Origin of the sequence: Paraburkholderia antibiotica, assembly GCF_012927125.1 — a bacterium.
In the GTDB taxonomy this organism is placed as follows: Bacteria; Pseudomonadota; Gammaproteobacteria; order Burkholderiales; family Burkholderiaceae; genus Paraburkholderia; species Paraburkholderia antibiotica.
This window is the reverse complement of record NZ_JABBFZ010000018.1, coordinates 1-22585: the sequence shown is the minus strand read 5'-3', so window position 1 is coordinate 22585 and position 22585 is coordinate 1. Positions and strand designations below refer to the sequence as shown.

General features: G+C 64.6%; 21 protein-coding genes and 1 pseudogene. 13 read left to right on the top strand and 9 right to left on the bottom strand.

Translation table 11 applies throughout. From position 1 onward, the window contains the following. The first annotated feature begins 1 nt into the window (after position 1). The 8 genes and pseudogenes from HHL14_RS24900 to HHL14_RS33305 form a co-directional block, all read left to right on the top strand. Positions 2-1051 carry a triphosphoribosyl-dephospho-CoA synthase gene (locus HHL14_RS24900; RefSeq protein ID WP_169500247.1) on the top strand — a complete coding sequence of 350 codons (1050 nt, stop codon included), beginning with the start codon at positions 2-4 and terminating at the stop codon, positions 1049-1051. Beyond that, positions 1039-1371 carry a malonate decarboxylase subunit delta gene (locus tag HHL14_RS24895; RefSeq protein ID WP_169500246.1) on the top strand — a complete coding sequence of 111 codons (333 nt, stop codon included), beginning with the start codon at positions 1039-1041 and terminating at the stop codon, positions 1369-1371. Before HHL14_RS24900 ends, HHL14_RS24895 begins: the two co-directional genes overlap by 13 nt. Continuing rightward, complete coding sequence (locus tag HHL14_RS24890; RefSeq protein WP_169500245.1) at positions 1368-2252, top strand: biotin-independent malonate decarboxylase subunit beta; 885 nt, start codon at positions 1368-1370, stop codon at positions 2250-2252. The genes HHL14_RS24895 and HHL14_RS24890 overlap by 4 nt, the downstream gene beginning before the upstream one ends. Further along, positions 2249-3094: a biotin-independent malonate decarboxylase subunit gamma gene (mdcE, locus tag HHL14_RS24885; protein ID WP_169500244.1), complete on the top strand. Its 846-nt coding sequence runs from the start codon at positions 2249-2251 to the stop codon at positions 3092-3094. Before HHL14_RS24890 ends, mdcE begins: the two co-directional genes overlap by 4 nt. Continuing rightward, the gene (locus tag HHL14_RS24880) at positions 3094-3837 is read left to right on the top strand and encodes a malonate decarboxylase holo-ACP synthase (protein ID WP_169500243.1); all 744 of its coding nucleotides are present in this window, start codon (positions 3094-3096) and stop codon (positions 3835-3837) included. The genes mdcE and HHL14_RS24880 overlap by 1 nt, the downstream gene beginning before the upstream one ends. Beyond that, positions 3837-4784, top strand: a complete 948-nt coding sequence (gene mdcH, locus HHL14_RS24875) for a malonate decarboxylase subunit epsilon (protein WP_169500242.1) — start codon at positions 3837-3839, stop codon at positions 4782-4784. Before HHL14_RS24880 ends, mdcH begins: the two co-directional genes overlap by 1 nt. A gap of 93 nt (positions 4785-4877) precedes the next feature. Continuing rightward, a complete protein-coding gene (locus tag HHL14_RS32895; RefSeq protein WP_206002498.1) occupies positions 4878-5144 on the top strand; it encodes a hypothetical protein in 267 nt (88 codons plus the stop codon). Between the two features lie 16 nt (positions 5145-5160). Further along, positions 5161-6063 (top strand): annotated as a pseudogene (locus HHL14_RS33305) (phosphatase PAP2 family protein); the annotation flags it as partial. Positions 6064-6133: 70 nt separating this feature from the next. Here HHL14_RS33305 and yjfF read toward each other — a convergent pair. From yjfF to HHL14_RS24850, 5 genes are all read right to left on the bottom strand, one after another. After that, positions 6134-7228, bottom strand: coding sequence for a galactofuranose ABC transporter, permease protein YjfF (yjfF, locus tag HHL14_RS24870; RefSeq protein WP_169500241.1), 1095 nt, complete (start codon positions 7226-7228; stop codon positions 6134-6136). Further along, positions 7225-8277 (bottom strand): ABC transporter permease, encoded by a 1053-nt coding sequence (locus HHL14_RS24865; protein WP_169500240.1) that lies wholly within the window; start codon positions 8275-8277, stop codon positions 7225-7227. Before HHL14_RS24865 ends, yjfF begins: the two co-directional genes overlap by 4 nt. Further along, positions 8274-9905, bottom strand: a complete 1632-nt coding sequence (locus HHL14_RS24860; protein WP_169500239.1) for a sugar ABC transporter ATP-binding protein — start codon at positions 9903-9905, stop codon at positions 8274-8276. The genes HHL14_RS24865 and HHL14_RS24860 overlap by 4 nt, the downstream gene beginning before the upstream one ends. A gap of 228 nt (positions 9906-10133) precedes the next feature. Next, a complete protein-coding gene (locus HHL14_RS24855; protein WP_169500238.1) occupies positions 10134-11120 on the bottom strand; it encodes an ABC transporter substrate-binding protein in 987 nt (328 codons plus the stop codon). A gap of 269 nt (positions 11121-11389) precedes the next feature. Continuing rightward, positions 11390-11977 (bottom strand): alpha-ketoglutarate-dependent dioxygenase AlkB family protein, encoded by a 588-nt coding sequence (locus HHL14_RS24850; RefSeq protein ID WP_169500237.1) that lies wholly within the window; start codon positions 11975-11977, stop codon positions 11390-11392. A gap of 163 nt (positions 11978-12140) precedes the next feature. Between HHL14_RS24850 and HHL14_RS24845 the strand changes: the two genes are divergently transcribed. Next, entirely contained in the window at positions 12141-12725 is a 585-nt protein-coding gene (locus HHL14_RS24845; RefSeq protein ID WP_169500236.1) for a malonic semialdehyde reductase, read from the top strand. A 143-nt stretch (positions 12726-12868) separates the two neighbouring features. Here HHL14_RS24845 and HHL14_RS24840 read toward each other — a convergent pair whose 3' ends face one another. Continuing rightward, a complete protein-coding gene (locus HHL14_RS24840) occupies positions 12869-13225 on the bottom strand; it encodes a hypothetical protein (RefSeq protein WP_169500235.1) in 357 nt (118 codons plus the stop codon). A gap of 494 nt (positions 13226-13719) precedes the next feature. Here HHL14_RS24840 and HHL14_RS24835 point away from each other — a divergent pair, with 494 nt between their 5' ends. From HHL14_RS24835 to HHL14_RS24820, 3 genes are all read left to right on the top strand, one after another. After that, positions 13720-14883, top strand: a complete 1164-nt coding sequence (locus HHL14_RS24835; protein ID WP_169500234.1) for a metallophosphoesterase — start codon at positions 13720-13722, stop codon at positions 14881-14883. A gap of 674 nt (positions 14884-15557) precedes the next feature. Then, positions 15558-16265, top strand: coding sequence for an MgtC/SapB family protein (locus HHL14_RS24825; protein ID WP_169500232.1), 708 nt, complete (start codon positions 15558-15560; stop codon positions 16263-16265). Positions 16266-16427: 162 nt separating this feature from the next. Continuing rightward, entirely contained in the window at positions 16428-16682 is a 255-nt protein-coding gene (locus HHL14_RS24820) for a GlsB/YeaQ/YmgE family stress response membrane protein (RefSeq protein WP_169500231.1), read from the top strand. A 143-nt stretch (positions 16683-16825) separates the two neighbouring features. On the opposite strand, the gene HHL14_RS24815 is transcribed toward HHL14_RS24820, so the two are convergent. The 3 genes from HHL14_RS24815 to HHL14_RS24805 form a co-directional block, all read right to left on the bottom strand. Then, positions 16826-18325 carry an acetyl-CoA hydrolase/transferase family protein gene (locus tag HHL14_RS24815; RefSeq protein WP_169500337.1) on the bottom strand — a complete coding sequence of 500 codons (1500 nt, stop codon included), beginning with the start codon at positions 18323-18325 and terminating at the stop codon, positions 16826-16828. 221 nt (positions 18326-18546) lie between these two features. Continuing rightward, the gene (locus HHL14_RS24810; RefSeq protein ID WP_169500230.1) at positions 18547-18765 is read right to left on the bottom strand and encodes a hypothetical protein; all 219 of its coding nucleotides are present in this window, start codon (positions 18763-18765) and stop codon (positions 18547-18549) included. Positions 18766-18900: 135 nt separating this feature from the next. Then, positions 18901-21099 (bottom strand): FUSC family protein, encoded by a 2199-nt coding sequence (locus tag HHL14_RS24805; RefSeq protein WP_169500229.1) that lies wholly within the window; start codon positions 21097-21099, stop codon positions 18901-18903. 199 nt (positions 21100-21298) lie between these two features. Between HHL14_RS24805 and HHL14_RS24800 the strand changes: the two genes are divergently transcribed. Beyond that, positions 21299-22288, top strand: a complete 990-nt coding sequence (locus tag HHL14_RS24800) for a LysR family transcriptional regulator (protein ID WP_169500336.1) — start codon at positions 21299-21301, stop codon at positions 22286-22288. Positions 22289-22585: the final 297 nt, after the last annotated feature.

The window sequence follows — 22585 nt, the reverse complement described above, 5'->3', positions numbered from 1 at the left end:
GATGGCGCTCGCTGCCGCCCTGCTCGAACCGCCGGCGTCGACCGACGCAATCGATGCGCTCGATGCGCGTGGTGAAGTCGGCACCGTGCCGCGTGCCGATGCGCTGCTGTCCGCCCCGCTCTTTTCCGATGCGCGACTCGCGCGCTACGCGATCACCGCGCTGATCGACGAAGCCGAACTTACGCCGAAGCCCGCGCTGGTCGACCGGCGCGGCAGCGGCGCGCATCGCGACCTCGATCTCGCGCTCATGTTGCGCTCCGCGCACGCGCTGGAGCCGACCTTCGCGGCGCTGGCGCGCGCCGCGCGCCGTCGTGGCGAACCCTCGGCGCTGCTGCGCACCGAGCTCGCGCAAATCGGCCGCGCCGGCGAACAGCAGATGCTGCGCGCGACCGGCGGCAGCAATGCGCATCGCGGCGCGATCTGGATCGTCGGTTTACTGGTTGCCGGCGTCGCGCTAGCAACGTCCGCGAGTTTGGCTGCGGATTCTGACGCGAGTTCGGCCACGGGTTCGCCCACCCACGCACCGATACCTGGCAATCCGATCTATCCCGATGCGGCGCGCGTCTGCGCACTGGCCGCACAAATCGCGGGCTTCCCCGACCGCTTCGCCGCGCCGTCGGACAGCCACGGCGAACGCGCGCGGCAACGCTATCAGGTCGGCGGCGCGCGGCGCGAAGCACAGGACGGCTTCCCACACGCGCTGCAAATCGGCCTGCCGGCGCTGCACGCGGCACGCGCGCGCGGCATCGACGAAAACGCCGCGCGCGTCGACGCCCTGCTGGCCATCATGACCACGCTCGACGACACCTGCCTGCTGCATCGCGCAGGCCTCGCCGGTTTGCAGGCGGGCCGACACGGCGCGCAACGCGTGCTCGACGCGGGCGGCAGCTCGACCCCCACGGGCCGCGTCGCGCTCGACGCGCTCGAACGCGAACTGCTGACGCTGAACGCGTCGCCCGGCGGCGCCGCCGATCTGCTCGCCGCCACCCTCTTTCTCGACATGCTGGCGCCTCGCGACGCCGGCCGGAGCCAAGCCTCATGGAACATCTGACCTTCGACTATCCGGCGCAACGCGCCGTCACGACCCGCGCGCACGTCGGCGTGGTCGGCTCGGGCGATCTCGAAGTGCTGCTCTCGCCGGCCCCGGCCGGCGCGGGCGGCGCTGATAGCACGCCCCTCACCGCGCACGTGGTCGTGCGCACCAGCGTCGACGGCTACAGCCATATCTGGAAGAGCGTGCTCGACCGCTTCTTCACCCGCTACGACGGCGCCGCCGCCATCGAAATCAACGACTTCGGCGCGACGCCCGGCGTGGTCGCGTTGCGGCTCGCCGAAGCGGTCGAAGCCGCCGAGGAAGGAGACAACGTATGAGCACGACAGCCAGCATTCAGCGCGCGCCGCTGCTGCGCGACAGCTTCATCGAACTGCCCGCGCGCGAGCGCGCCCGTGCGCTGCTCGACGCGGGCAGCTTTCGCGAACTGCTCGGACCGTTCGATCGCATCGAGTCGCCGTGGCTGCCGTTGCAGGGCATCGTCTGCCAGGCCGACGACGGCTGCGTGATCGCGCGCGGCACGATCGACGGCGAGCCGGCCGTGGTCGCCGCGATCGAATCCGCGTTCCAGGGCGGCAGCATCGGCGAAGTGTCGGGCAGCAAGATCGCCGCGGCGCTCGAAATGGCGCTGCGCGACTGCGAGCGCGGCAAGCGCGTGCGCCCGGTCGTGCTGTTCGAAACCGGCGGCGTGCGGCTGCAGGAAGCGAACCTCGGGCTCGCGGTGATCGCCGAGATTCAGGCGGCGATCGTCGCGCTGCGCCGCCATGTGCCAGTGGTCGGCGTGATCGCGGGGATGGTCGGCTGCTTCGGCGGCATGTCGCTCGCGGCCGCGCTGTGCTCATACCTGGTCGTGACGAAACAGGGGCGGCTCGGCATGAACGGTCCCGAAGTAATCGAACAGGAAGCCGGTATCGACGAACTCGACGCGAGCGATCGCCGCCGTGTGTGGCAGTTGATCGGCGGCGAGCAGCGGGTTGCGAGCGCGCTCGCCGACCGGCTCGTCGACGATGACAGCGACGCGGTGCGCGCCGCCGTGCAGGCCGCGTTCGCGCAGGGCGTGCCGGCCGCGCATCGCAGCGAGCAGGTCGAGACGTTCTTGCAGCGGCTCGCGCAGGTCGATCCCGCGAGCGTGACGCCGCAAAGCATGCGCGCGCTTTATCAGCCGGACAGCCACGGCACCGCGAACAGGGAGCAGGCATGAACGACACGACACTCACGCGCGGCGTGCTTTGGTTCAACGCACTCGCGGGCGCGGCATCGGGCACAGCATCGAACGCGGCGCCGGTCTGGAGCGGCGATGCGACGCTCGGCGGCGAGACCGCGCGCTTCATCACGGTGGTGCCCGATCCGGACAACCGTTTTCCGCGCGCGACCAGCAACGTGGTTGGGCTCGAACAGGGCTGGCGACTCGCGCGCGCGGTGCGCGAAGCGATCGAGGCGGATGCCGACGCCGATACCCGCACGGCGAATGGCGCGCGCCGCCCGATCGTCGCGATCGTCGACGTGAAGAGCCAGGCGTATGGCTATCGCGAGGAAATGCTCGGCATTCACCTCGCGTGCGCGGCGGCCGTCGATGCGTATGCGAGCGCGCGCGACGCGGGCCATCCGGTGATCGCGCTGATCGTCGGACCGGCGATGTCGGGGGCGTTTCTCGCGCACGGCTATCAGGCGAACCGCATCGTCGCGCTCGACGCACCCGGCACGATGGTCCATGCGATGGGCAAGGAAGCGGCCGCGCGCGTCACGCGTCGCACGGTCGAAGCACTCGACGCGCTCGGCGAAACGATCGTGCCGATGTCGTATTCGATGACGTCGTTTGCGAAGCTGGGGCTGCTCGATCAGCTGATCGAAGGCATCGATGCGGATGCGCCGGATGCCGCGCAGATCGAGCGCGTGCGTACGGTGCTGATCGAGCAGATTCGCAGCGCCCGCGCGGGAGATCGCACGTTGGCGCATCGGCTCACATCGGATGCGGCACGGCAGAACCGGGCGGCCTCGATCGAGGTGCGGCGGCGGTTGGCTGAACAGTGGGATGCGGTGTGATGCGGGTGTGTGCGGCCGCGCCGTTCGAGATTGCGTGTGGCGCTTCGCGGGAGGGGTCGGTTGCCAACGCAGCGGCAACGGCCCCAGCAAGCAATACCCGCTGGCAGCCACATGATCTGCTGCGTCTACGATGCCTGCGTTCGTTCGACGGTGAACCCGCATGGGTGCGCGACGCGTTCGAGCGTGCCCCGTATGCGGTGGTGCGACGCGCACTGACCGCCGACGGTTTCGTCGCGATTGGCCTGCGCGGTGCCGAACGCGCGCAGCGTTACGGCACGTGGGCGCATGCCGGCGAGATCGTCGAAGTGGTGTCGCCGGAAGCGTTGGTCCAGATGCAGCCTGCGGACGAACGCATTGCGCTGCCCTCCTTCGTTGCGCTCGCTTCGTTGCAGCGCGATTCGTGCGGTCCGCTCGCGGACTTCGTTTGGGGTCCTACCGGTAGCACCGGTTTCGAACTCGCCACCCGCGCGCCGACCGTCAACGAAGCAAGCGATCTCGATCTGCTGATCCGCGCGCCAGCCCCGCTTGCGTTGGACCCCGCACGCGCATTGCTCGAACAGCTGCAAACGCTCGCCGCGCGTCTCGGCATGCGGATCGACGCGCAACTCGAAACGCCCGCGGGCGGCGTCGCGCTAGTCGAATGGGCGGCGGGCAAAACACGTGTGCTCGCGCGCGATGCAGGCGGCCCGCGCCTGATCGCCGATCCGTGGGCCGTCGCCGACGGGCATGACGGAGCCGGGTGATGCTCGCGCTACTGTTTCCCGGTCAGGGCGCGCAGAGCGACGGCTTCCTGCATCGTCTGCCGCGACATCGCGCGGTGAGCGACACGCTGGCCGAAGCCGCCGACACGCTCGGCGTCGACGTGTCGACGCTCGACTCATCCGACGCGTTGAATTCGACCGTCGCGGTGCAACTGGGGCTGACGATCGCCGGCGTGGCGATGGCCCGCGCGCTGGCCGAGGAAGGCCTGGTGGCGGAGTTCAGCGCGGGCCTGTCGGTCGGCGCGTATCCGGCGGCCGTCAGTTGCGGCGCGCTCGGTTTCGGCGACGCGTTGAAGATGGTGCGGCGACGCGCGGAATTGATGGAAACCGCGTATCCGTCGGGCTATGGTCTCGCGGCAATTTCCGGCTTGACCGAACATCAGGCGGAAGCGCTTGCCGCAGAACATGCCGCACAGCACGCCGCCGACACGCGGCAACGCGTGTATGTCGGTAACGTCAATGCGCCGCGCCAGATCGTGATGGCCGGCGCAAACGACGCGCTCGATGCGTTCATCGACCGCGCGTTGGCGGCCGGCGCGCGCAAGGCGACGCGGCTCGCGGTCAGCGTGCCTTCGCACTGCGAACTGCTCGCACAAGCCAGCGACGCCTTGCTCGCCTATTCAAACGAGCTGACTTTTCAGCGACCGCATAGCGGCTACATCGGCAATCGCGGCGGACGTCCGCTCTACACCGCCGACGCGATCCGCGACGATCTCGCGACCAACATGCGCTACACCGTGCGCTGGTTCGACGCGCTCACCGCGATGCAGGAGATGGGCGCGAGCGTGCTGGTCGAAGCGCCGCCGGGGCAGGTACTGACCGATATCGCGCGGGAGAACTGCGCCGACGCCACCGCGATCGCATCCGGCAGCTTGCCGTTCGAGCGGCTGGTGCCGACGATTCGCCGGCGGTTGGGACGCGATCGCTGATCGCAGGCGGCACGCGTCGGAAGTTACGCCGAGTCCTCGAGCTGGATTCCGCCAATAAACACTTCGTCAGGCCTCCACACGGAAGAGGCGAAAATGACATTCGCCGATCCGACGCAGCACAGCGACGACAAGAAGCCGAACTCGAAGCGCACACGTCTCACCCCTGCAACAATCCGGACCACCGCGCGTTCCCGGCATCGCCCGCACACCCGCGAACCCAACCGCGACAAAGCCGACGGACGATTGGCATCACCCGTGCTTATCCATCACGAGGCGGCGACCGAGCGCCTGCGCGTCGAGCACTCAACACCCGCGAACCCGTTGATTGCCCGACCCCGCTCATGCTCGCCACGTCGATAAAAAACGGACCAGCACCATGCGTCGTCACGAGCAGAAAATCGGGGAAAAACCGGGCAATGCGTCTTACCTGAATCGATACCTGATCGGCTGGGTCATCGTGGCCGCCATCATCGCGCTCGACTGGCGCTGGGTTTCCACTCACGACTATCGCGTGCCGGAAGAAGGCGTCGCCAATCTGGCGCGAGGCGCCGCCGTCTCGCTGGGGATGGCCATCGGCCTGATCGCGCTCGCGGGCCTGTCCCGTTACGCGCCGTTGACCCGCGCGCTGCGCTGTCGCGACCTCGGACGCACGCTCGCGTGGCTCACGCTGCTGCTCTCCTTCGTCGCGGCCTTCGATCTGCTTCAGTACCTGTGCGCGACCGTCAACGCACCGCTCATCGACGAGCATCTGCTGGCATTCGACCGCCTCTTCGGCTTTCACTGGCCAAGCGTTTATCGCTGGATTCACGCGCGCCCCGCGATTCAACACGTCTTGCAGATCGCGTACGCGAGCATGCTCGCGCAAGGACTCGCGATTCCAATCATCCTCGGACTCGCGCGACGATACGAGCAGGTATCGGAGTTCGTGCTGCTCTTCATGCTGTCCGGCCTGCTGCTTCTGCTGATTTCGACGCCGCTTCCCGCCGCGAGCGCGTTTCTTCATTTCGGCATCACGGACCCGGACACGTCGTCCACGGTCTCGGACTTTTATCCGCTGCGTAACGGCACGTTCCGCGTATTCGACATGGTGCCGCCGCAAGGGATGGTGTCGATGCCGTCGTTTCATACGACCGTCGCGATTCTCTACATCTACGTGCTCCGCCGCACACCGTGGCTATTGCCGATCGCCGTTCCGCTCAACCTGACGATGATCCTGTCGACGCCGACCCAGGGCGGCCACTATCTCGCCGACGTGCTGGCGGGCCTGCTGCTTAGCGCCATCGCGATCGTTGCGCTCAGGGGCGGCCTGCGCCCCCGAAGCATCGAAAGAAGCCGCGAAGACAACGCCCCTAACCCGGCGCGCGCCCCAACACCTGCGAATCCGCAGCCGGCGCCGGTGTTTTCTCGTGCGCATGCGCATGCCCCGCCGTCGCCACCGCGCCTGTCCCACCCGTCCGACCAACCGACTTCGCATGCCGTTCGATCAACCGCTGCAGCAGACAGAACGCGCACAGCAACGCGCCGATCACGATACGGGTCCACCACGAACTGAGCGTGCCGTCGAACGTGATCAGCGTCTGGATCGTGCCGAGAATGCCGACGCCGAACAGCGAACCGAGCACATAACCGACACCGCCCGTCAGCAACGTGCCGCCGATCACGGTCGCCGCGATCGCATCGAGCTCCATCCCCTGACCTTGCAGGCCGTAGCCCGACAACACATAGAACGTGAACACCGCGCCGCCGAGCGCCGAGCAGAAGCCGCTCAGCGCATACACGCCGACTCGCGTGCGCGCGACCGGCAGTCCCATCAGCAGCGCCGAGCGCGGATTGCCGCCGACCGCATAGACGTTGCGGCCAAAGCGCGTGAAATGCGCGACATAGATCGCGGCCGCGAGCGTCGCCAACGCGATCAGCACGTTCGCCGAGACCGAGCCGACGCCGAGATTCAAGCGGAACGCGGAGATCTGCTTGAACGTCGGATCGGTGATCGTGATCGACTGCGTGGTAATCAGAAAGCACAGGCCGCGCGCGAAGAACATCCCCGCCAGCGTCACGATGAATGCCTGCAGGCGGAAGAAGTGAATCAGCGCGCCCTGCACCGCGCCGAACACGGTGCCCATCAGCAGCACGATCGGAATGATCAGCCATACCGACAGATGCATATGCTCGGACAGCACCGCCTCGACGATCGTCGTCAGCGCGACCACCGAGCCCACCGACAGATCGATGCCGCCCGACACGATCACGAAGGTCATGCCGATCGCGACGATCAGCAGGAACGCGTTGTCGACCAGCAGATCGAGCAGCACCTGCCACGAGAAGAAGCCGGTGTACATCACCGAGCCGAAGCCGAACAGCGCGCAGAACAGCAGGATCGTCACCGCGATCGGCAGCGTGCGCGGATCGACCACGCGAGAAAGGGCTTCGAGAACGCGCGTCATCGTGCCACCCCGCGATGTTTGCCGAGCGACGCGCCGCGCGACACCGCCGACATCGCGAGTGCGCGCGCCGCCGGCGACTGGATCACGCTGACCGCAAGCACGACGGCCGCCTTCACGACGAGCGTCGCTTCCGGCGGCACGCCGATCGAATACGTGGTGTACGTGAGCGTCTGGATGATCAGCGCGCCGAGCACGGTGCCCGCGAAACTGAAGCGCCCGCCGAGCAGCGAGGTGCCGCCGAGCGTCACCGCGAGAATCGCATCGAGTTCGAGCAGCAGGCCCGCGTTATTGCCGTCGGCACTGCGCACGTTCGAGCTGATCAGGATGCCGGCCAGCGAAGCGGTCAGGCCGGAGAACGCATACACCGCGAACACGATCGCCTTCGAGCGCAAGCCGACGAGGCGCGTCGCGACCGGATTCACGCCGATCGCGCGAATGAACAGGCCGAGCGCGGTGCCCTCCACCAACGCGGCGGTCGCCAGCACGGCCACCGTCGCGATCCACACCGAGCACGGCACGCCGAGCCAGTAGCCGCCGCCGACGAACAGATACGCGGGCGCGCCGATCGGAATGATCTGCCCGGCAGTCAGCAGTTGCGCGATGCCACGGCCGGCGACCATCAGGATCAGCGTCGCGATGATCGGCTGCATGCCGACGAACGACACCAGCAGCCCGTTCCACATGCCGCTCAGCAAACCGACGACGAGTGCCGCCACCAGTGCCTGCGCAACCAGCACGCCGCTCGGCTCGGCCTGCGTCGCGAGAATCGTCGCGGCCGCGGCGCCGGCAATCGCGACCACCGCGCCGACCGAAATGTCGATACCGCGCGTCGCGATCACGAGCGTCATGCCGATCGCGACGAGCACGAGCGGCGCCGCGCGGTTGAGGATGTCGATCGGCGCGCCGAACAGATGGCCGTCGAGCATGCGCAGCGCGAGGAAATGCGGATTGACCAGCAGATTGAGCCCGCACAGCAGCACGAGCGTCACGCATGGCCAGAGCAGCGGACGCTCGGCGCCGTCGCGCGCGAACCAGTTCGATAGCTTCATTCGCCGCTCCCTGCGATGAGTCGGTAGATGTTGTCCTCGTTCGATGCCTTGCCGGCGACCTCGGCGATCTTGCGGCGATCGCGCAGCACCGCGACGCGATGGCTCACGCGCAGCACCTCACCGATCTCCGACGAAATGAACAGGATCGACAGCCCGTTCGCGCACAGCGCGAGCAGCCGGTCCATGATGTCGAACTTCGCGGCGACGTCGATGCCGCGCGTCGGTTCGTCGAGGATCAGCAGCTTCGGATCGGTGGCGAGCCAGCGCGCGAGCAACGCCTTCTGCTGGTTGCCGCCTGATAGCAGCGCGATCGGCTGCTCGGCGTCGGACGCCTTGATGCCGAGCCGCTCGATCCACACGTCGGCCAGTTCGCGCGCGCGTTGCCGGCTGATCTTGCGCCACCAGCCGCGCCGCGCCTGCAGCGCGAGCACGATGTTTTCGCGGATCGACAGTTCGGCGACGATGCCCTCCTTCTTGCGGTCTTCCGCGCAATAGCCGATGCCGTGGCGCACCGCGTCGCGCGGCGAGCGCAGCTTCACCGGCCGGCCGTTGACGAGAATCGTGCCGCTGTCCGCGCGGTCCGCGCCGAACAGCAGGCGCGCGGTTTCGGTGCGGCCGGAACCGAGCAGCCCGGCGAGACCGAGAATCTGGCCGGCCCGCACGTCGAGATCGATCGGCTGCAAAGTGCCGCGCCGGCCGACGCCGCGCAGTTCGACAAACGGCTGCGCGGCCGCTGCGCTCGCGTGCTCCTCGGCCGGCTCGTGCGCGAACTCCCGCAGATCGTCGGCGGCCTGGCCTTCGTGCGCCGCTTCGCGCAGACGCGCGCTCATGCGTTCGTGGCCGACCATCTTCGCAACCAGTTGATCGGCCGGCAGATCGCGCGCGAGGTATTCGCCTTCGCGCTCGCCGTTACGCATCACCGTGATGCGGTCGGAGATCGCGTAGGTCTGCTCGATGAAGTGCGTGACGAACAGGATCGCAATGCCCGATTGCTTAAGATGCCGAAGGATTTTGAAAAGCTGCGCGACTTCGCTGTCGTCGAGGCTCGAAGTCGGTTCGTCGAGAATCAGCACGCGGGCGTCGACGGACAGGGCGCGCGCGATCGCGACCATCTGCTGCACCGCGATCGGATAGGCGTCGAGCGAGCGCGTGACGTCGAGCGATACGTCGAGGCGCGCGAGCGCTTCCTGCGCACGCCGCTTGATGTCGGACCAGTCGATCGCGCCGAAGCGGCGCGGCTGCCGGCCCGCGAAGATGTTCTCCGCCACGGACAGATTCGGACACAGGTTCACTTCCTGATACAGCGTGCGCACGCCGGCCGCCTCGGCTTCCTGCGGCGACGCGAACGCGACGATCTCGCCGCCGAGCCGGATCGTGCCGGCGTCGGGTGCGAGCACGCCGGTGAGCACGTTGATGAGCGTCGATTTGCCGGCGCCGTTCTGGCCCATCAGCGTATGCACCTCGCCGGGAAAGAGGCGAAAGTCGACGCGTTGCAGCGCCTTCACGCCCGGAAATGTCTTGCTGACGCCGGAAGTCTCCAGAATCGGCTCGCGCTCGACGCCGGACGACGCCGGCGTGCCGCGCGCCGGCTGGCCCGGCTGATTCGGTTCGGAAGCGGAATGGGTCATGGACCTCGCTCGATCGGCTATGCGTGGTTCGGCAGGCTGCGCCAGCGGCGTGCGGGTGAAAAGAGACCGCCCGCTGCCGAAGCAGCCCGGGCGGTCAGGCACCGCTGGAGAAACCGGTTCGATCTATCCGTGCTGTACGCCTCCTGCGCGTCGGCGGTGTTGGGCCCCGGCGCGCGGCGTGGGGAACGCACGTCATGGCGACGGCGTTCCCGGGTTGCATCGATAGCGTCAGTATTTACGCGTCGGCAGCGTCTGCGCGGCCACGCTCATCGGGAAGACGGTCTCTTCCGTCAGGATGCGCTTGGGCAGCGGCTTGCCGGCCACCACGTCCTTCACGGCCGACATCAGTTGCGGGCCGAGCAGCGGGCTGCATTCGACATCGACGTTCATCTTGCCCGCGGCCATCGCCTGGAAGCCGCCCTTGGTCGCGTCGAACGACACGACGGTGATGTCCTTGCCCGGATGCATACCGGCTTCTTCCATCGCCTGGATCGCGCCAAGCGCCATGTCGTCGTTATGCGCGTACACGACGTTGATCTTGTTGCCGTAGGTCTTGATGAACGCTTCCATCACCTGCTTGCCGCCGGCGAGCGTGAAGTCGCCGCTTTGCGACGCGATGATCTTGAACTTCGGATCGTTCTTGATCACTTCGATCAGACCGGAATGGCGATCGTTTGCCGGCGCCGAGCCGACCGTGCCCTGCAGTTCGGCGATATTGACCGGGCCTTTGTCGCTCTTGTAGTGATCTTCGAGCCACTTGCCGCCGCGCCGGCCCTCCTCGAGGAAGTCCGAGCCGATCATCGTCACGTAGAGCGAGGTGTCCTTCACGTCGATGTTGCGGTCGGTCAGGATCACCGGAATCTTCGCGGCCTTTGCTTCGAGCAGCACCGGCTCCCAGCCCGATTCGACCACCGGCGAGAACGCAATCACGTCGACCTTCTGCGCGATGTACGAGCGGATCGCCTTGATCTGGTTTTCCTGTTTCTGCTGGGCGTCGGAGAATTTGAGCTTGATCTTGGCGTCCGCCGCCGCCGACTTCACCGATTCGGTATTCGCGGTGCGCCATGCGCTCTCCGCGCCGACCTGCGCAAAACCTAGCGTAATCTGCTTGTCCTCGGCATGCGCGACGGGCGTGGCCAGCGTCAGCACGCCAAGACTCGCGGAAAGCGCGAGCGCGCCCAGAGCGCGGCACGCGGCACGTCGTGTATTCGCCATGACTGTCTCCTGATCGTTGTTGTGTAGCGACCCACCTGCCAGCCTTCGCGGCCCTCACGGTGCGTGGATCGTGATGTAGCGTACTGTGCGACGCGTTAACCGTCCAATCATATGATTCGCGACGGCGATACCAATTTTGATATAGCGCGCGGGGTCGGCGTAGTGAGGGTTTTGGATTGCTGCGGAGGGCTTCGGCGGCTTCGGGTGGCTTTTTTCAGGCGCCTGCGGATGGATGGGCCGGCCTTATTTCGCCGTGAATCAGCGCGGACTTATCGCGGTGTAACCCAGCGAAAGGTCAGATTGATGCGCTCGCCGCTCACGCGCGGCTCCTTCGGCACCCGATGGCGCCACTCGGCCTGGGTATCGCCTTTCATCACGAGCAGGCTGCCGCCCTTCAGCGAAAACGACTGCACGACGCCGCTGCGGTTATGCCGCAAGTCGAACGTGCGCGCGACGCCGAGGCTCACCGACGCGATCACCGGCTGCCTGCCGAGTTCGGGTTCGCGGTCCGCATGCCAGCCCATGCTGTCGGCGCCGCTGCGGTAGCGATTCAGCAGCACGCTGTTAAAACGCGCGCCGCTCGTCGCTTCGGCGGCGGCCTTGAGTTCGGCGACGGCCGGCGTCCACGGTTGCGGCACGTTGCGGATGCCCGAATAGATATAGACCACGTCGGCTTCACCCTGCCAGGCGGTCAGACGCGGCAGTGCAACACGGCCGCCCGGCGTGCCCATCATGTCCTGACGCCATTGCACTTCGTCGATCAGACGCGTAAGGATTTGCGCGGCCGCAGCCGGCGCGAGCCAGTCGGGATACCAGTCGACGTCGGGTATCGGCAGGTCGTTGAAAAGATCGGTCATGGCGAGGCGTGAATACGGGCGACGAGCGAACGAGTAAGTACCCCGGCTATTATGGCGGCAACGGCGCGGCCGCCGAAGCGGGCCTCTTGCTTTGTCATTCGATGTCGGTCATTCGATACGCGCCGCGCGTTTCTTTCTCAGCTTACCGCCACGGACCACCCTCATGACTCTTTCCGATCAGGCGCTCGCCCAGCTCTTTCGCGACGCGCGCACCCACAACGGCTGGCAGAACAAACCGGTCGACGACGCCCTCCTCAAACAGCTGACCGAACTCGTGCTGCTCGGCCCGACCTCGGCCAATTCGAGCCCGGGCCGCTTCGTGTTCGTGAAGACGCCGGAGGGCAAGGAAAAGCTGCGCCCGGCGCTATCGGCGGGCAATCTCGAGAAAACGATGGCCGCCCCGGTCACGGTGATCGTCGGGATGGACATGGCGTTTTACGAGCATCTGCCGAAGCTGTTTCCGCATGCGGACGCGCGCAGCTGGTTCGCCGACAACGAGCGTGCGATCGCGGACACCGCGTTTCGCAATTCGACGCTGCAAGGCGGCTATCTGATTCTCGCCGCTCGCGCGCTCGGCCTCGATACCGGACCGATGTCGGGCTTCGACGCGGCCAAGGTCGACGCGGCGTTTTTCGCGGGCACGACCGTGAAGTCGAATTTCCTGATCAATCTGGGCTATGGCGACGCGTCGAAGCTGTTCCCGCGCAGCCCGCGTTTTTCGTTCGACGAAGCGGCGCGAATCGTTTGACGGTTCGGCGGTGAAGAGGCGATCAGGCGTGTGATTGAGCGTGGCGTCTGATAATTGCGCGCCTGATTTCAGCGTGCGATTCGCAGGTTCGAAACGTGGCGCGAGGGCTTGAAACGCACCGCGCCCGACTCGCCCCGTCCACGTCAGGTCAGCAGCGCGATATAAAACACCACGGTGCCGATCAATGCGCCGATGAAGCAGAAGCCTTCGTCGGCCTCGTCGCCATTCGAGCGCAGCCATGCGCCGACCGCGCCGAATAATCCCGCGATACCCAACGCGACGCACACCATCACCACGTCGAATAGCGCGCTCCTGCCGAGCTCGGAGAAGTCGATGTTGCGCACGCCGACGTAAAGCGCGATCGCCATCAGCGAGATGCCGACGAGCGGCAGCATCACGTGGCTCCCCTCGTGGCCGACATGGTGCGCATGATGAGGGTGAGGCGCGTCATGCACATCATGTGCATGGCGCCACGGGTGACCCGATTTGAGCAGCTTCATAGGTGCCTCCCCCTCTGCCTCGCCCGAGTACTTTGCCGGCGATATAACCCGTCGTGCGAACCGCGCGGCTTGACGCGGCACGCTCGGCCGCAGCCCCTCATGGATGCTGCAGTGGCCCGAAAACGAGCTGGTTCGTTCAAGCATAGTCCACGCTCCGAAACAATTCAAAGCCCATTTAATTAACTTGCATAGGCAGTGAAATACGAGCCGCTCGGCGTTGCCGTATCGTCGTCAGGCAGTCATCACGCCCGAGTTCGCGGATGCGCGTGCCGCTGGCCTTGGCACGCGTCGCGGCTTCCTTCCACTCGCCGGATCCGACGCATTGTGCAGTGCGGGGGCGCGAATTTTGCGGCTCCGGCAAGGGCCGGAACATCTCGGTAGAATGATTCGCCGCATTCGTGAAGCGTCGTGCACGCAATGCGTTGCCGCTCACCAGGCGGCGCGCCCTCGCTGACGTCGGCGCGTCGCATCCTTCCCGTTTTTCCAGCCACTCTATGCGCCGTTCATCGTTCCTTGTCCGCATCATTTCGATCGGCATCCTGCTGCATATCTACGTCGGCTTGCGCCTGATTCCCGACATGCCGATCGACGCCATCGGCCGTGCGCTCTGCGTGCTGTGGCTCGTGCTGTCGATCTTCCTGATTCCTCTGGGCATGATGGCGCGCAGCTTCAAGCGTCAGCCGCTCGGCGACCGGCTCGCGTGGGTCGGTCTGCTAGCGATGGGCTTCTTTTCGTCGTTGCTGGTGCTGACGTTCGTGCGCGACCTCGTGCTCGCTTCGCTGCTGACGATCGATGCGATCTGGCCACGCACGCTCGCGCTGGCCCATTGGCGCACTGGCTCGGCGATCGCGGTACCGTTGGCCGCATTGCTGTCGACGTTGATCGGCCTCTTCAACGCGCGGCGTCGCGCACGCGTCGTGACGATCGAAGTACCGATCGACGATCTGCCCGCCGCGCTCGACGGCTTCACGATCGTGCAGATCAGCGACATCCACGTCGGCCCGACGATCAAGGGCCGCTACGTCGACGCGATTGTCGACGCGGTGAATCGTCTGAAGCCGGATCTGATCGCGGTGACGGGCGATGTCGTCGACGGCAGCGTGCCGCAACTGAGCCGGCACACGCAGCCGTTGTCCCGACTCGCCGCGCGGCATGGCGCGTTCCTCGTCACCGGCAATCACGAGTACTACTCCGGCGCGAACTCGTGGATCGCCGAATTCCGTCGACTCGGATTGCGGGTGCTGCTGAACCAGCACGTCGTCGTCGATCATGACGGCGCGCGCGCGGTGATTGCCGGCGTCACCGATTATTCCGCCGGGCATCACGACCCGGCGCATCGCAGCGATCCGGTTGCGGCACTCGCGGGCGCACCGGGCGACGTACTGATCAAGGTGCTGCTCGCGCATCAGCCGCGCTCGGCGGAAGCCGCCGCCGCGGCCGGATTCACGCTGCAGCTTTCCGGACATACGCACGGCGGTCAGTTCTTTCCGTGGAATTTTTTCGTGCGGCTTCAGCAGCCTTTTACCGCGGGTCTCGCGCGTCTGAATGGACTGTGGGTTTACACCAGTCGAGGCACCGGCTATTGGGGACCGCCGAAGCGTCTGGGCGCGCCATCGGAAATCACGCGATTGCGACTGGTGCCGGGTGAACCTGAGTAAAGGGAATAAAGGGAGTAAAGCGGAAGCAGGCATGACAAGGTCAATGAATTGTCATTGTCGGCTATTCGTTTAGACATTCATTGAACCTTACTTCCATATGCAAACGACGCGCGCATGCGGAAGCCCATTCAAGCCATCATGAAAGTCTCGCCGCAGTGAGCGCCGAATCGACCGCCATACTATTCGGAGTCCGTTTTAATCTTGCAAGCAGGACAAAGAAATCTGCAAAGCAATCGCTACATCACGGCATACGTGTTACGCACGCTCATCGAATCGCGGCTTGACTCGCCTTTACGCAGCCGCCTAAAATGCGCCCAATTCTTTTAACCGGAATCACGATCTTGGACAGTAGCAGTTGTAGCCGCCGAGTATCGATTTGCCCGCTTGCCTGAGCGGCAGGATTTCCGCGTCAGCCTCTTCTGTCGCCATCCTGCCTTCAGGCTCGATGGCGCACGTCGTTCTCATTTCATTGACGTTTTCGTACTGCCAGTAAAGCGCAGCGTGGCTCGACGCCATGCCGGTTCCGCACGCATCGAGCGCGCGGTTGCCCGCATGCCGCGTCGTGCCTGACGACGCACGTCCGTCCCTCGCCGTCACACGACACGATGGACGACGCGACGGTGTCACGCGTAGGCTTCACACTGCGACAGCACGCGCCCCAACCTTTCTAAACGATGACACTCGAATTTTTCCTGCGGCTTATGACCGCTTTCGGCTGCGGCGTCGCGATCGGCCTCGAGCGGCAGATGCGGCAACGCAATGCCGGCCTGCGCACGATTACGCTCGTCGCGAGCGGCGCCTGCCTGTTCGTCACGCTCGGTGTACTGACCGGCAACGGCGTGAGCGGCATCACGCAGATCGCCGCCTACGTGGTGTCGGGCGTCGGCTTTCTCGGCGGCGGCGTGATCATGCGCGACAAAGGCTCGATCCAGGGGATCAACACCGCGGCGACGCTCTGGTGCTCGGCGGCGGTCGGCGTCCTGAGCGGCGCGGGACACTATGGACCCGCGCTCGCGGGCACGGCGATCGTGCTATTGACCAATACGGTGCTGCGCGAAGTGAGTCGCATGATCAATGCGACGCCGGTCTCCAATGCCGATCTCGTGCGCGAGTACATGCTGACGATCGTCTGCCGCGAAGCCGACGAGATCCACATTCGCACGGCGATCTCGAACTCGATGTACTCGGTACCGCTGTCGTTTCAGAGTCTGACGAGCGAGGACGTCGAAAACGAACCCGGACGTATGCGCGTCACCGCGACGCTGAAACTGCATCCGAAGGATCAATCGAAGCTCGAACAGATGGCGAGCCGCCTCAGCATGGAGAAAAGCGTGTCCAGCGTCAGCTGGAGCGCGCGGGAAGCGGAGCCGACGCCCGAGTGAAGCAGGAGGCACCAATCGACTTTATTCGTGTGCATCGTCTACACTTAGCTTGCAGCAAATTTAGACAATGTTAATTCCGCGTCCTGAAAATGGACTGTCCCATGACCTTCGACTAAGCTCTATCACCGTGATTTTTTTAAACTCAACCATGGAGTCTCGAATATGGAACACGGCATCATTGCATGGCTTATCATCGGCGCGGTTGCGGGCTGGCTCGCGGGTGTGCTGGTCAAAGGCGGCGGCTTCGGCCTGATCGTCGACATCATCGTCGGTATTGTCGGCGCGTTTATCGGCGGCTGGCTGTCCGGCGTGCTGCACATTTCGCTCGGCGGCGGCTGGATCGGCTCGATCATCACCGCATTGATCGGCGCGGTCATTCTGCTGTTTATCATCCGGCTCGTGCGACGAGGTTCCTAAGCACGCATCCGATGTACTGATGTTCTGAAGCGCCAGCCGGCTGCATGCCGCTGGCGCTTTTTTCTTTTGGTGGGCGCGCTTTGGTGGGCGCGCCGTAGTGGGCACCTGGTGGGCGCGCTCGCCCACCAGGCAGTACTGCCGAATCAGGCCGGCAGCATCGAACCGGTCTCGCGCAACCGGCTATGCCACGCGAACGCCTGTTCGAGACAATGCGGCGTCTGGCCGCCTCTGCGCAACGCATCGTGATAGTAATCGCGCAGCAGATCGCGATACAGCGGATGCACGCAGTGATCGATAATCAGTTGAGCGCGTTCGCGCGGTGCGAGGCCGCGCAGATCGGCGAGGCCCTGCTCGGTGACCACCACGTCGACATCGTGTTCGTTGTGGTCGCAATGCGGGACCATCGGCACGATACTCGAAATGCGGCCGTCCTTCGCAATCGACTTGGTCGCGAAGATCGCGCACGACGCGTTGCGCGCGAAGTCGCCCGAACCGCCGATGCCGTTCATCATGTGCGTGCCGCCCACGTGCGTCGAATTCACGTTGCCATAGATGTCGAATTCGAGCGCGGTGTTCAGCGCAATCAGACCGAGGCGACGAATCACTTCCGGATGATTGCTGACTTCCTGCGGCCGCAGCACGAGGCGGTCGCGATACCGTTCGAGTTCGCCGAATACCTGCGCCTGCCGCGTGGCCGACAGCGTGATCGATGCGCCGGAAGCGAACGTGACCTTGCCGGCATCCATCAGATCGAAGGTCGAATCCTGCAGCACTTCCGAATAGATTTCGAACACGTCGAACGGTGAATCGACGAAGCCTGCCAGCACCGCGTTGGCGATCGTGCCGATGCCTGCCTGCAGCGGCGGCAACTGCTTCGGCATGCGGCCGTGCGCGACTTCGTGCTGGAAGAATTCGATCAGATGACCGGCGATCGCCGCGGTTTCCTGATCCGCCGGCAACACGGTGGACGAGCTGTCGGCCATGTTGGTAATGACGATCGCCGCGATTTTTTCAGGCGGAATCTCGATCGTCGGCGTGCCGACACGGTCTCGCGGACGCACGATCGGCAGCGGCTCGCGATGCGGCCGGCGACCGGGAATCCAGATGTCGTGCAGACCTTCGAGCTCAAGCGGCTGCGCAAGATTGATCTCGACGATGACCTTCTCCGCGAGAATCGCGAAGCTCGCCGAATTGCCGACCGACGTGGTCGGCACAATGCCGCCGCTCTCCGTGATCGCAGCGGCCTCGATGATCGCGACGTCGAGCTTGCCGAGCTGGTTCGCGCGCAGCATTTCGACGGTCTCGGACAGATGCTGGTCGACAAACATCACCTCGCCGCGATTGATCGCGTCGCGCAGCGTCTTGTCCACCTGAAACGGCAGACGGCGAGCGAGCACATGCGCTTCGGTCAGCATACGGTCGACATCGTGACCGAGCGACGCGCCGGTCATCAGCGTGATGCGCAGCGGCTCGCCCTGCTGGCGCGCGCGCTCGGCGAGCGCGACCGGCACGGCCTTCGCGTCGCCCGCGCGCGTAAAGCCGCTGGCGCCGACACACATGCCGTCCTGAATCAGAAGCGCGGCCTCAGCGGCCGTGGTGATTTTTTCGCGCAGCGCGGCGCAACGAATCCGGTCTTCGTACATGAAACTCAGTCTCTCCATGGTCACCAACTCCGTCTACGAGTGCGCACGTCTGCGGTGTGCCTGGCTCGAAAGACGGATGCCGCACCCGCTGCGGCGTCTCGATCGGACGGCGTCGCAAGCAGGTGTTTCGTCGCGTAACAAGGTTCGCGACAGGTGTTGCACATCAGTTGCACAGCAGGCAGGCAAGCGGGCATGACGCACGATGCAGCCTCGCCGGCGATTTAGCTACCGAAGTAGATGTTGCAGTAGCTCATCGGACCGACGCACTCGTCGGCTTTTGCCTTCGGCGCCCATACGTGGCGTTGCTTCGTGACGTTATTCGCGCGCGGGCTGGCGGCCTGTGCAATCTGTTGTTCCGGTGCGGCCGGTGCCGTTTGCGCATAGGCAGCGGCGGTAGCGGACAAGGAACAGGCAATCAAAACCATCTTCAACACTTTCATCTCGTTCTCCAGACTTACGATGACTGCGACGATCACTACGAGGCAGTGATGAAACTATATGACCGCCATCTACATGGATAAACGGGGCCGTCCGGAAGGGATCTTTCCATCTGGAGGAAAGATCGCGGCGGATCGCTAGCGCGGCCTGAACGGCGCGTCCTTGTCGAGCAACGCGGTACGGATGAAGTGCAGACAGCTCAGAATACGTTGCAGATCGTGACGTTTATCGCGATCCGCATGCACCGTTTGCAGGATGTCCTGCGCGAGCCACGTGGCCGAGCGTACCGAGCTCTGCGCGCGTTCGAGCGAGCGTGGCTCGGGGCGTTCGAAGAGTCGGGCGAGATCGTCGCAGGTATGGTCGATCACGCCGCGCCAGCGCGGCTGAAGCGTGTCGACGTATTGCGCGCGCGCCGCTTCGTTGCGCAGATCGATGACTGCGTGACCGACCTCGATCGTCGCGAGCATCCAGCGTAATGCGTCGCGCCGGCGTCGCGAGCGGTGCGTCAACAGCATGCGCAACTGGGAAATCAGGTCGTGCGTGTTCGACTGGAAACGCTGGTTGAGACCCGGCAACGCGTCCTTGCATGCGGCGACCGCCTGGGCGCGCATATCGCCCATGATGCGGCCGGTGAGCCAGGGCATATCGACCGGAAAAACCACCGAAAAAACAACGGCTGCGAGCAGCATCGCGACGGTCAGCGCGATGCCGTTATTGATCAGCAGATCGGGAGCGTAGTTGACGACGTTGTCCGGTGCGGCCAGCAGGCAGAAGAACACCGAAAAGCCGATGCCATAGCCCGCCGCGCCCCGGCGGGTCGCGATGAACGCACCGAGCGCGAGCACCGGCGCGAGTACCGCGCAAAGCAGCGGAAAGCCGTCGATGTTCGGATACACGTAGCACATGAACAGATAGCCGGTCAGCGTCGCCGCGACCGCGCCGAGGCCCATCTGCGTGGCCATCTTCGTCGGATTGGGCGAGGTCGACGTCAGTGCGCAGACCAGCGTGGCGCCGATCACCGCGAGGCCGCCGCTCGGCCAGTTGGTCGCGATCCAGAACGAACCGGCAATCCCGATGACGATCGCCGAACGCACGAACGCGAACAGCACGAAGAAGTTGTTGGTTGGGCTCTGGTGACGGCTTTTAGACGGGACGCGTCGGCCGTCATGCGGCCAGCTTTCCGACTTGCGCCACGATAAGGAGACGTAGGTGTCGGAATAGTTGATCCACTCGGCGACGAAGCGGTACAGCAACTCCGCGGCCGTATCGAAGTCCGCGAGCGAGTCGGCGGAGGTGGTCTCCAGTGGCCGTTTCGTCTCGCGGATGCGGCGCGGCAGATTGGCCTGAAAGAGGCGCAGGTCCGCGGCTATGCGGGAGGCATCAAGCCGTTCCGGCGCTTGCGCGGTCAACAGCGTGGCCAGTTCGTCGAAGTACGGCCCCACTGCTGCGAGTATCGATGCGGAACCGCTCGACCGCAGACGCTTGAGCAGCTGATGCAGCGCGTGCAGGCGCGCGCATGCATCCATGAAGCCGCTGTTCAGGCGGGCAAGGTGCTGGGCGCGCGAACGCAAGGTCGGATCTTCGAACGCGACGAAGGTACGTGTCGCCTCGAAGCCGGAGATTTCATCGATGAGGCTGGCGAAACGTCGCTCGAACTGGTTACGTTCGAGCCCGCGTGCGAGCACATCGGCAGCGAACGCATTAAAATTCGCGTACCGACTCCGCAGGGTACGTCGCAGTACGAGGCTCGAGCGCTGTGGCAGGATCAATGCGCTGACCGCGCTCGAACACACGATACCGACCGCGACCTCCGCCGCGCGCGTCAGCGCCGCGAGAAACAGCCCCTGCGGCGCCATTACGTTTGGAATGCCGATCAACGCAGCGGTATAACCCGCGAGCACGAAGCCATACCACCTGAAATGCCGATACCGGACCGCAGCAGCGATACAGGCGCTCACCCACAGGATCATGCCGAGCATGTACAGTTCGGACTGCTGCACGAACAGCCCGCCGAGCAGGAGGGCTGCCACGGTACCCACCGCCGTGCCGAGAATCCGGTAGAAGCTCTTCGCGAGAACCATCCCGCTGAACGGCTGCATCAGGACGAAGACGGTGGTCATGGCAATGCGCGGCTGCGGCAGATCGAGCAGCATCGCAACGCCGAGCGTCAGCAGGCCGGCGGTCACCGTTTTCAGCAGATGCAGCCAGATCAGGCCGTCGCTATTTGCCCAATCGCGCATGGCCTGATGGAACACAGGCCGGTTGAATCGTTGCCGCATAAGGCCGCGCGGGCGGAAGAATCCCGTCGACGGCTTGATCGCATGATCGCGTTTCATCTGAAAACAATGCGCCCCGCTTGGTCGCTGAAAGAGCCACCGGCTGAAACCGCTGATACCGATAGGCGAGGCGCCGATTGTAGGAGTCCGCGATACGCGCATTAAGATGATGCGTGCAGAACATCTGTTCCAGAAAGGACAACAATGTGTTTATGGGACAGGCGGAGAATATGACCTGGGTCATGAAATAGAAGGTTTGATGGACACGCTACAAAATATGCGAGTGTTCGTGCGGGTGGTCGAAGCGGGAAGCTTTACCGCCGCCGCGCAGTCGCTCAATTCAACGACCGGCGCGATGTCGCGCGCGGTCTCGGAACTTGAGGCGCATCTGCGCACTCGCCTGCTCAATCGCTCGACACGACGGCTTGCGCTCACCACGGCGGGCGAACGTTATCTGAAGCGATCGCAGCAGATACTCGCGGATGTCGATATCGCCGAAGAAGAAGCCAGTTGCGCGCACGAGCGACCGACCGGCGCTTTGCGCATGCATAGCTTTGCGAGTATCGGCCAGCACTACATCCTGCCGGCTATTTCGCGTTATCGAACGCTTTATCCCGAAGTCACCGTCGAGCTGACGTTGTCGCAACGCATACCGGATCTGTTCGAAGGGAGTGCCGACGTCGCGGTGATCGGCGCGTCAACGTTGCCGAACTCCGACCTCGTGTCGTTTCCGCTGGGAGCGACATTTAGCATCCTGTGCGCATCGCCGGCTTATATCCGCGCGCATGGTGCACCGCAAAAGCCGGACGAGCTCGCTCATCACGAATGTCTGATCCTGCACACGCCGGCATTTCCGCCGCACGAATGGACGCTCGACGGCCCGAACGGCAGCGAGATCATGGAAGTGGATGGTCCCGTGCACGTGAACATCGCGGAGTCGTTAATCGTCGCGATTCGGGAAGGCATGGGAATCGGCATGGTGCCGCTTTATTCAGCTATTTCCGGATTACGCGATGGCACGCTGGTGCGCGTGCTGCCGGAATATACAGCGCAGAAAATGAACGTTTATGCGCTGTATCCGTCGCGTAAGTTCATCGATGCGAAGACACGGACATGGGTCGAATTCCTGCGCGCGCATCTGCCAAAAGTCATTGCTCGCGATGAAGCATTGCTGGCGGAAGTTGGGCAGACGAACTCTGTAGGACCGATGTCGGCTGATACCGGTGACGGCGGAAATACTGCCGCGTAGTAGTCGTTGATGATGTTGGATGTTCTGCCTCGGCCTGTTTGCTTGTGCATATAGCACAGTGTGCAAGCAGGCGATTCCCGAAATGGCCGGCCACATGCCGGCCACTCTTTTTGAGCTGTGGCACAACGGTGTCGGGTTGTCGTTGCCAGCTCAGCGTCCGCTTTATGGCGGCCGTAAACGCAAAAACCCCACCTTTTCGGGGTGGGGTTTCTGACTGAGGAGAAGCCTGACGATTACCTACTTTCACACGGGCAATCCGCACTATCATCGGCGTAGAGTCGTTTCACGGTCCTGTTC

Coding starts and splice junctions, on each gene's coding strand:
- mdcE (WP_169500244.1), top strand. CDS start 2,249: ATGAACGACACGACACTCACGCGCGGCGTGCTTTGGTTCAACGCACTC.
- yjfF (WP_169500241.1), bottom strand. CDS start 7,228: ATGACGCGCGTTCTCGAAGCCCTTTCTCGCGTGGTCGATCCGCGCACG.
- HHL14_RS24820 (WP_169500231.1), top strand. CDS start 16,428: ATGGAACACGGCATCATTGCATGGCTTATCATCGGCGCGGTTGCGGGC.
- HHL14_RS24805 (WP_169500229.1), bottom strand. CDS start 21,099: ATGAAACGCGATCATGCGATCAAGCCGTCGACGGGATTCTTCCGCCCG.
- HHL14_RS32895 (WP_206002498.1), top strand. CDS start 4,878: ATGACATTCGCCGATCCGACGCAGCACAGCGACGACAAGAAGCCGAAC.
- HHL14_RS24855 (WP_169500238.1), bottom strand. CDS start 11,120: ATGGCGAATACACGACGTGCCGCGTGCCGCGCTCTGGGCGCGCTCGCG.
- HHL14_RS24845 (WP_169500236.1), top strand. CDS start 12,141: ATGACTCTTTCCGATCAGGCGCTCGCCCAGCTCTTTCGCGACGCGCGC.
- HHL14_RS24890 (WP_169500245.1), top strand. CDS start 1,368: ATGAGCACGACAGCCAGCATTCAGCGCGCGCCGCTGCTGCGCGACAGC.
- HHL14_RS24800 (WP_169500336.1), top strand. CDS start 21,299: ATGGACACGCTACAAAATATGCGAGTGTTCGTGCGGGTGGTCGAAGCG.
- HHL14_RS24835 (WP_169500234.1), top strand. CDS start 13,720: ATGCGCCGTTCATCGTTCCTTGTCCGCATCATTTCGATCGGCATCCTG.
- HHL14_RS24900 (WP_169500247.1), top strand. CDS start 2: ATGGCGCTCGCTGCCGCCCTGCTCGAACCGCCGGCGTCGACCGACGCA.
- HHL14_RS24895 (WP_169500246.1), top strand. CDS start 1,039: ATGGAACATCTGACCTTCGACTATCCGGCGCAACGCGCCGTCACGACC.
- HHL14_RS24850 (WP_169500237.1), bottom strand. CDS start 11,977: ATGACCGATCTTTTCAACGACCTGCCGATACCCGACGTCGACTGGTAT.
- HHL14_RS24825 (WP_169500232.1), top strand. CDS start 15,558: ATGACACTCGAATTTTTCCTGCGGCTTATGACCGCTTTCGGCTGCGGC.
- HHL14_RS24860 (WP_169500239.1), bottom strand. CDS start 9,905: ATGACCCATTCCGCTTCCGAACCGAATCAGCCGGGCCAGCCGGCGCGC.
- mdcH (WP_169500242.1), top strand. CDS start 3,837: ATGCTCGCGCTACTGTTTCCCGGTCAGGGCGCGCAGAGCGACGGCTTC.
- HHL14_RS24840 (WP_169500235.1), bottom strand. CDS start 13,225: ATGAAGCTGCTCAAATCGGGTCACCCGTGGCGCCATGCACATGATGTG.
- HHL14_RS24880 (WP_169500243.1), top strand. CDS start 3,094: ATGCGGGTGTGTGCGGCCGCGCCGTTCGAGATTGCGTGTGGCGCTTCG.
- HHL14_RS24865 (WP_169500240.1), bottom strand. CDS start 8,277: ATGAAGCTATCGAACTGGTTCGCGCGCGACGGCGCCGAGCGTCCGCTG.
- HHL14_RS24810 (WP_169500230.1), bottom strand. CDS start 18,765: ATGAAAGTGTTGAAGATGGTTTTGATTGCCTGTTCCTTGTCCGCTACC.
- HHL14_RS24815 (WP_169500337.1), bottom strand. CDS start 18,325: ATGTACGAAGACCGGATTCGTTGCGCCGCGCTGCGCGAAAAAATCACC.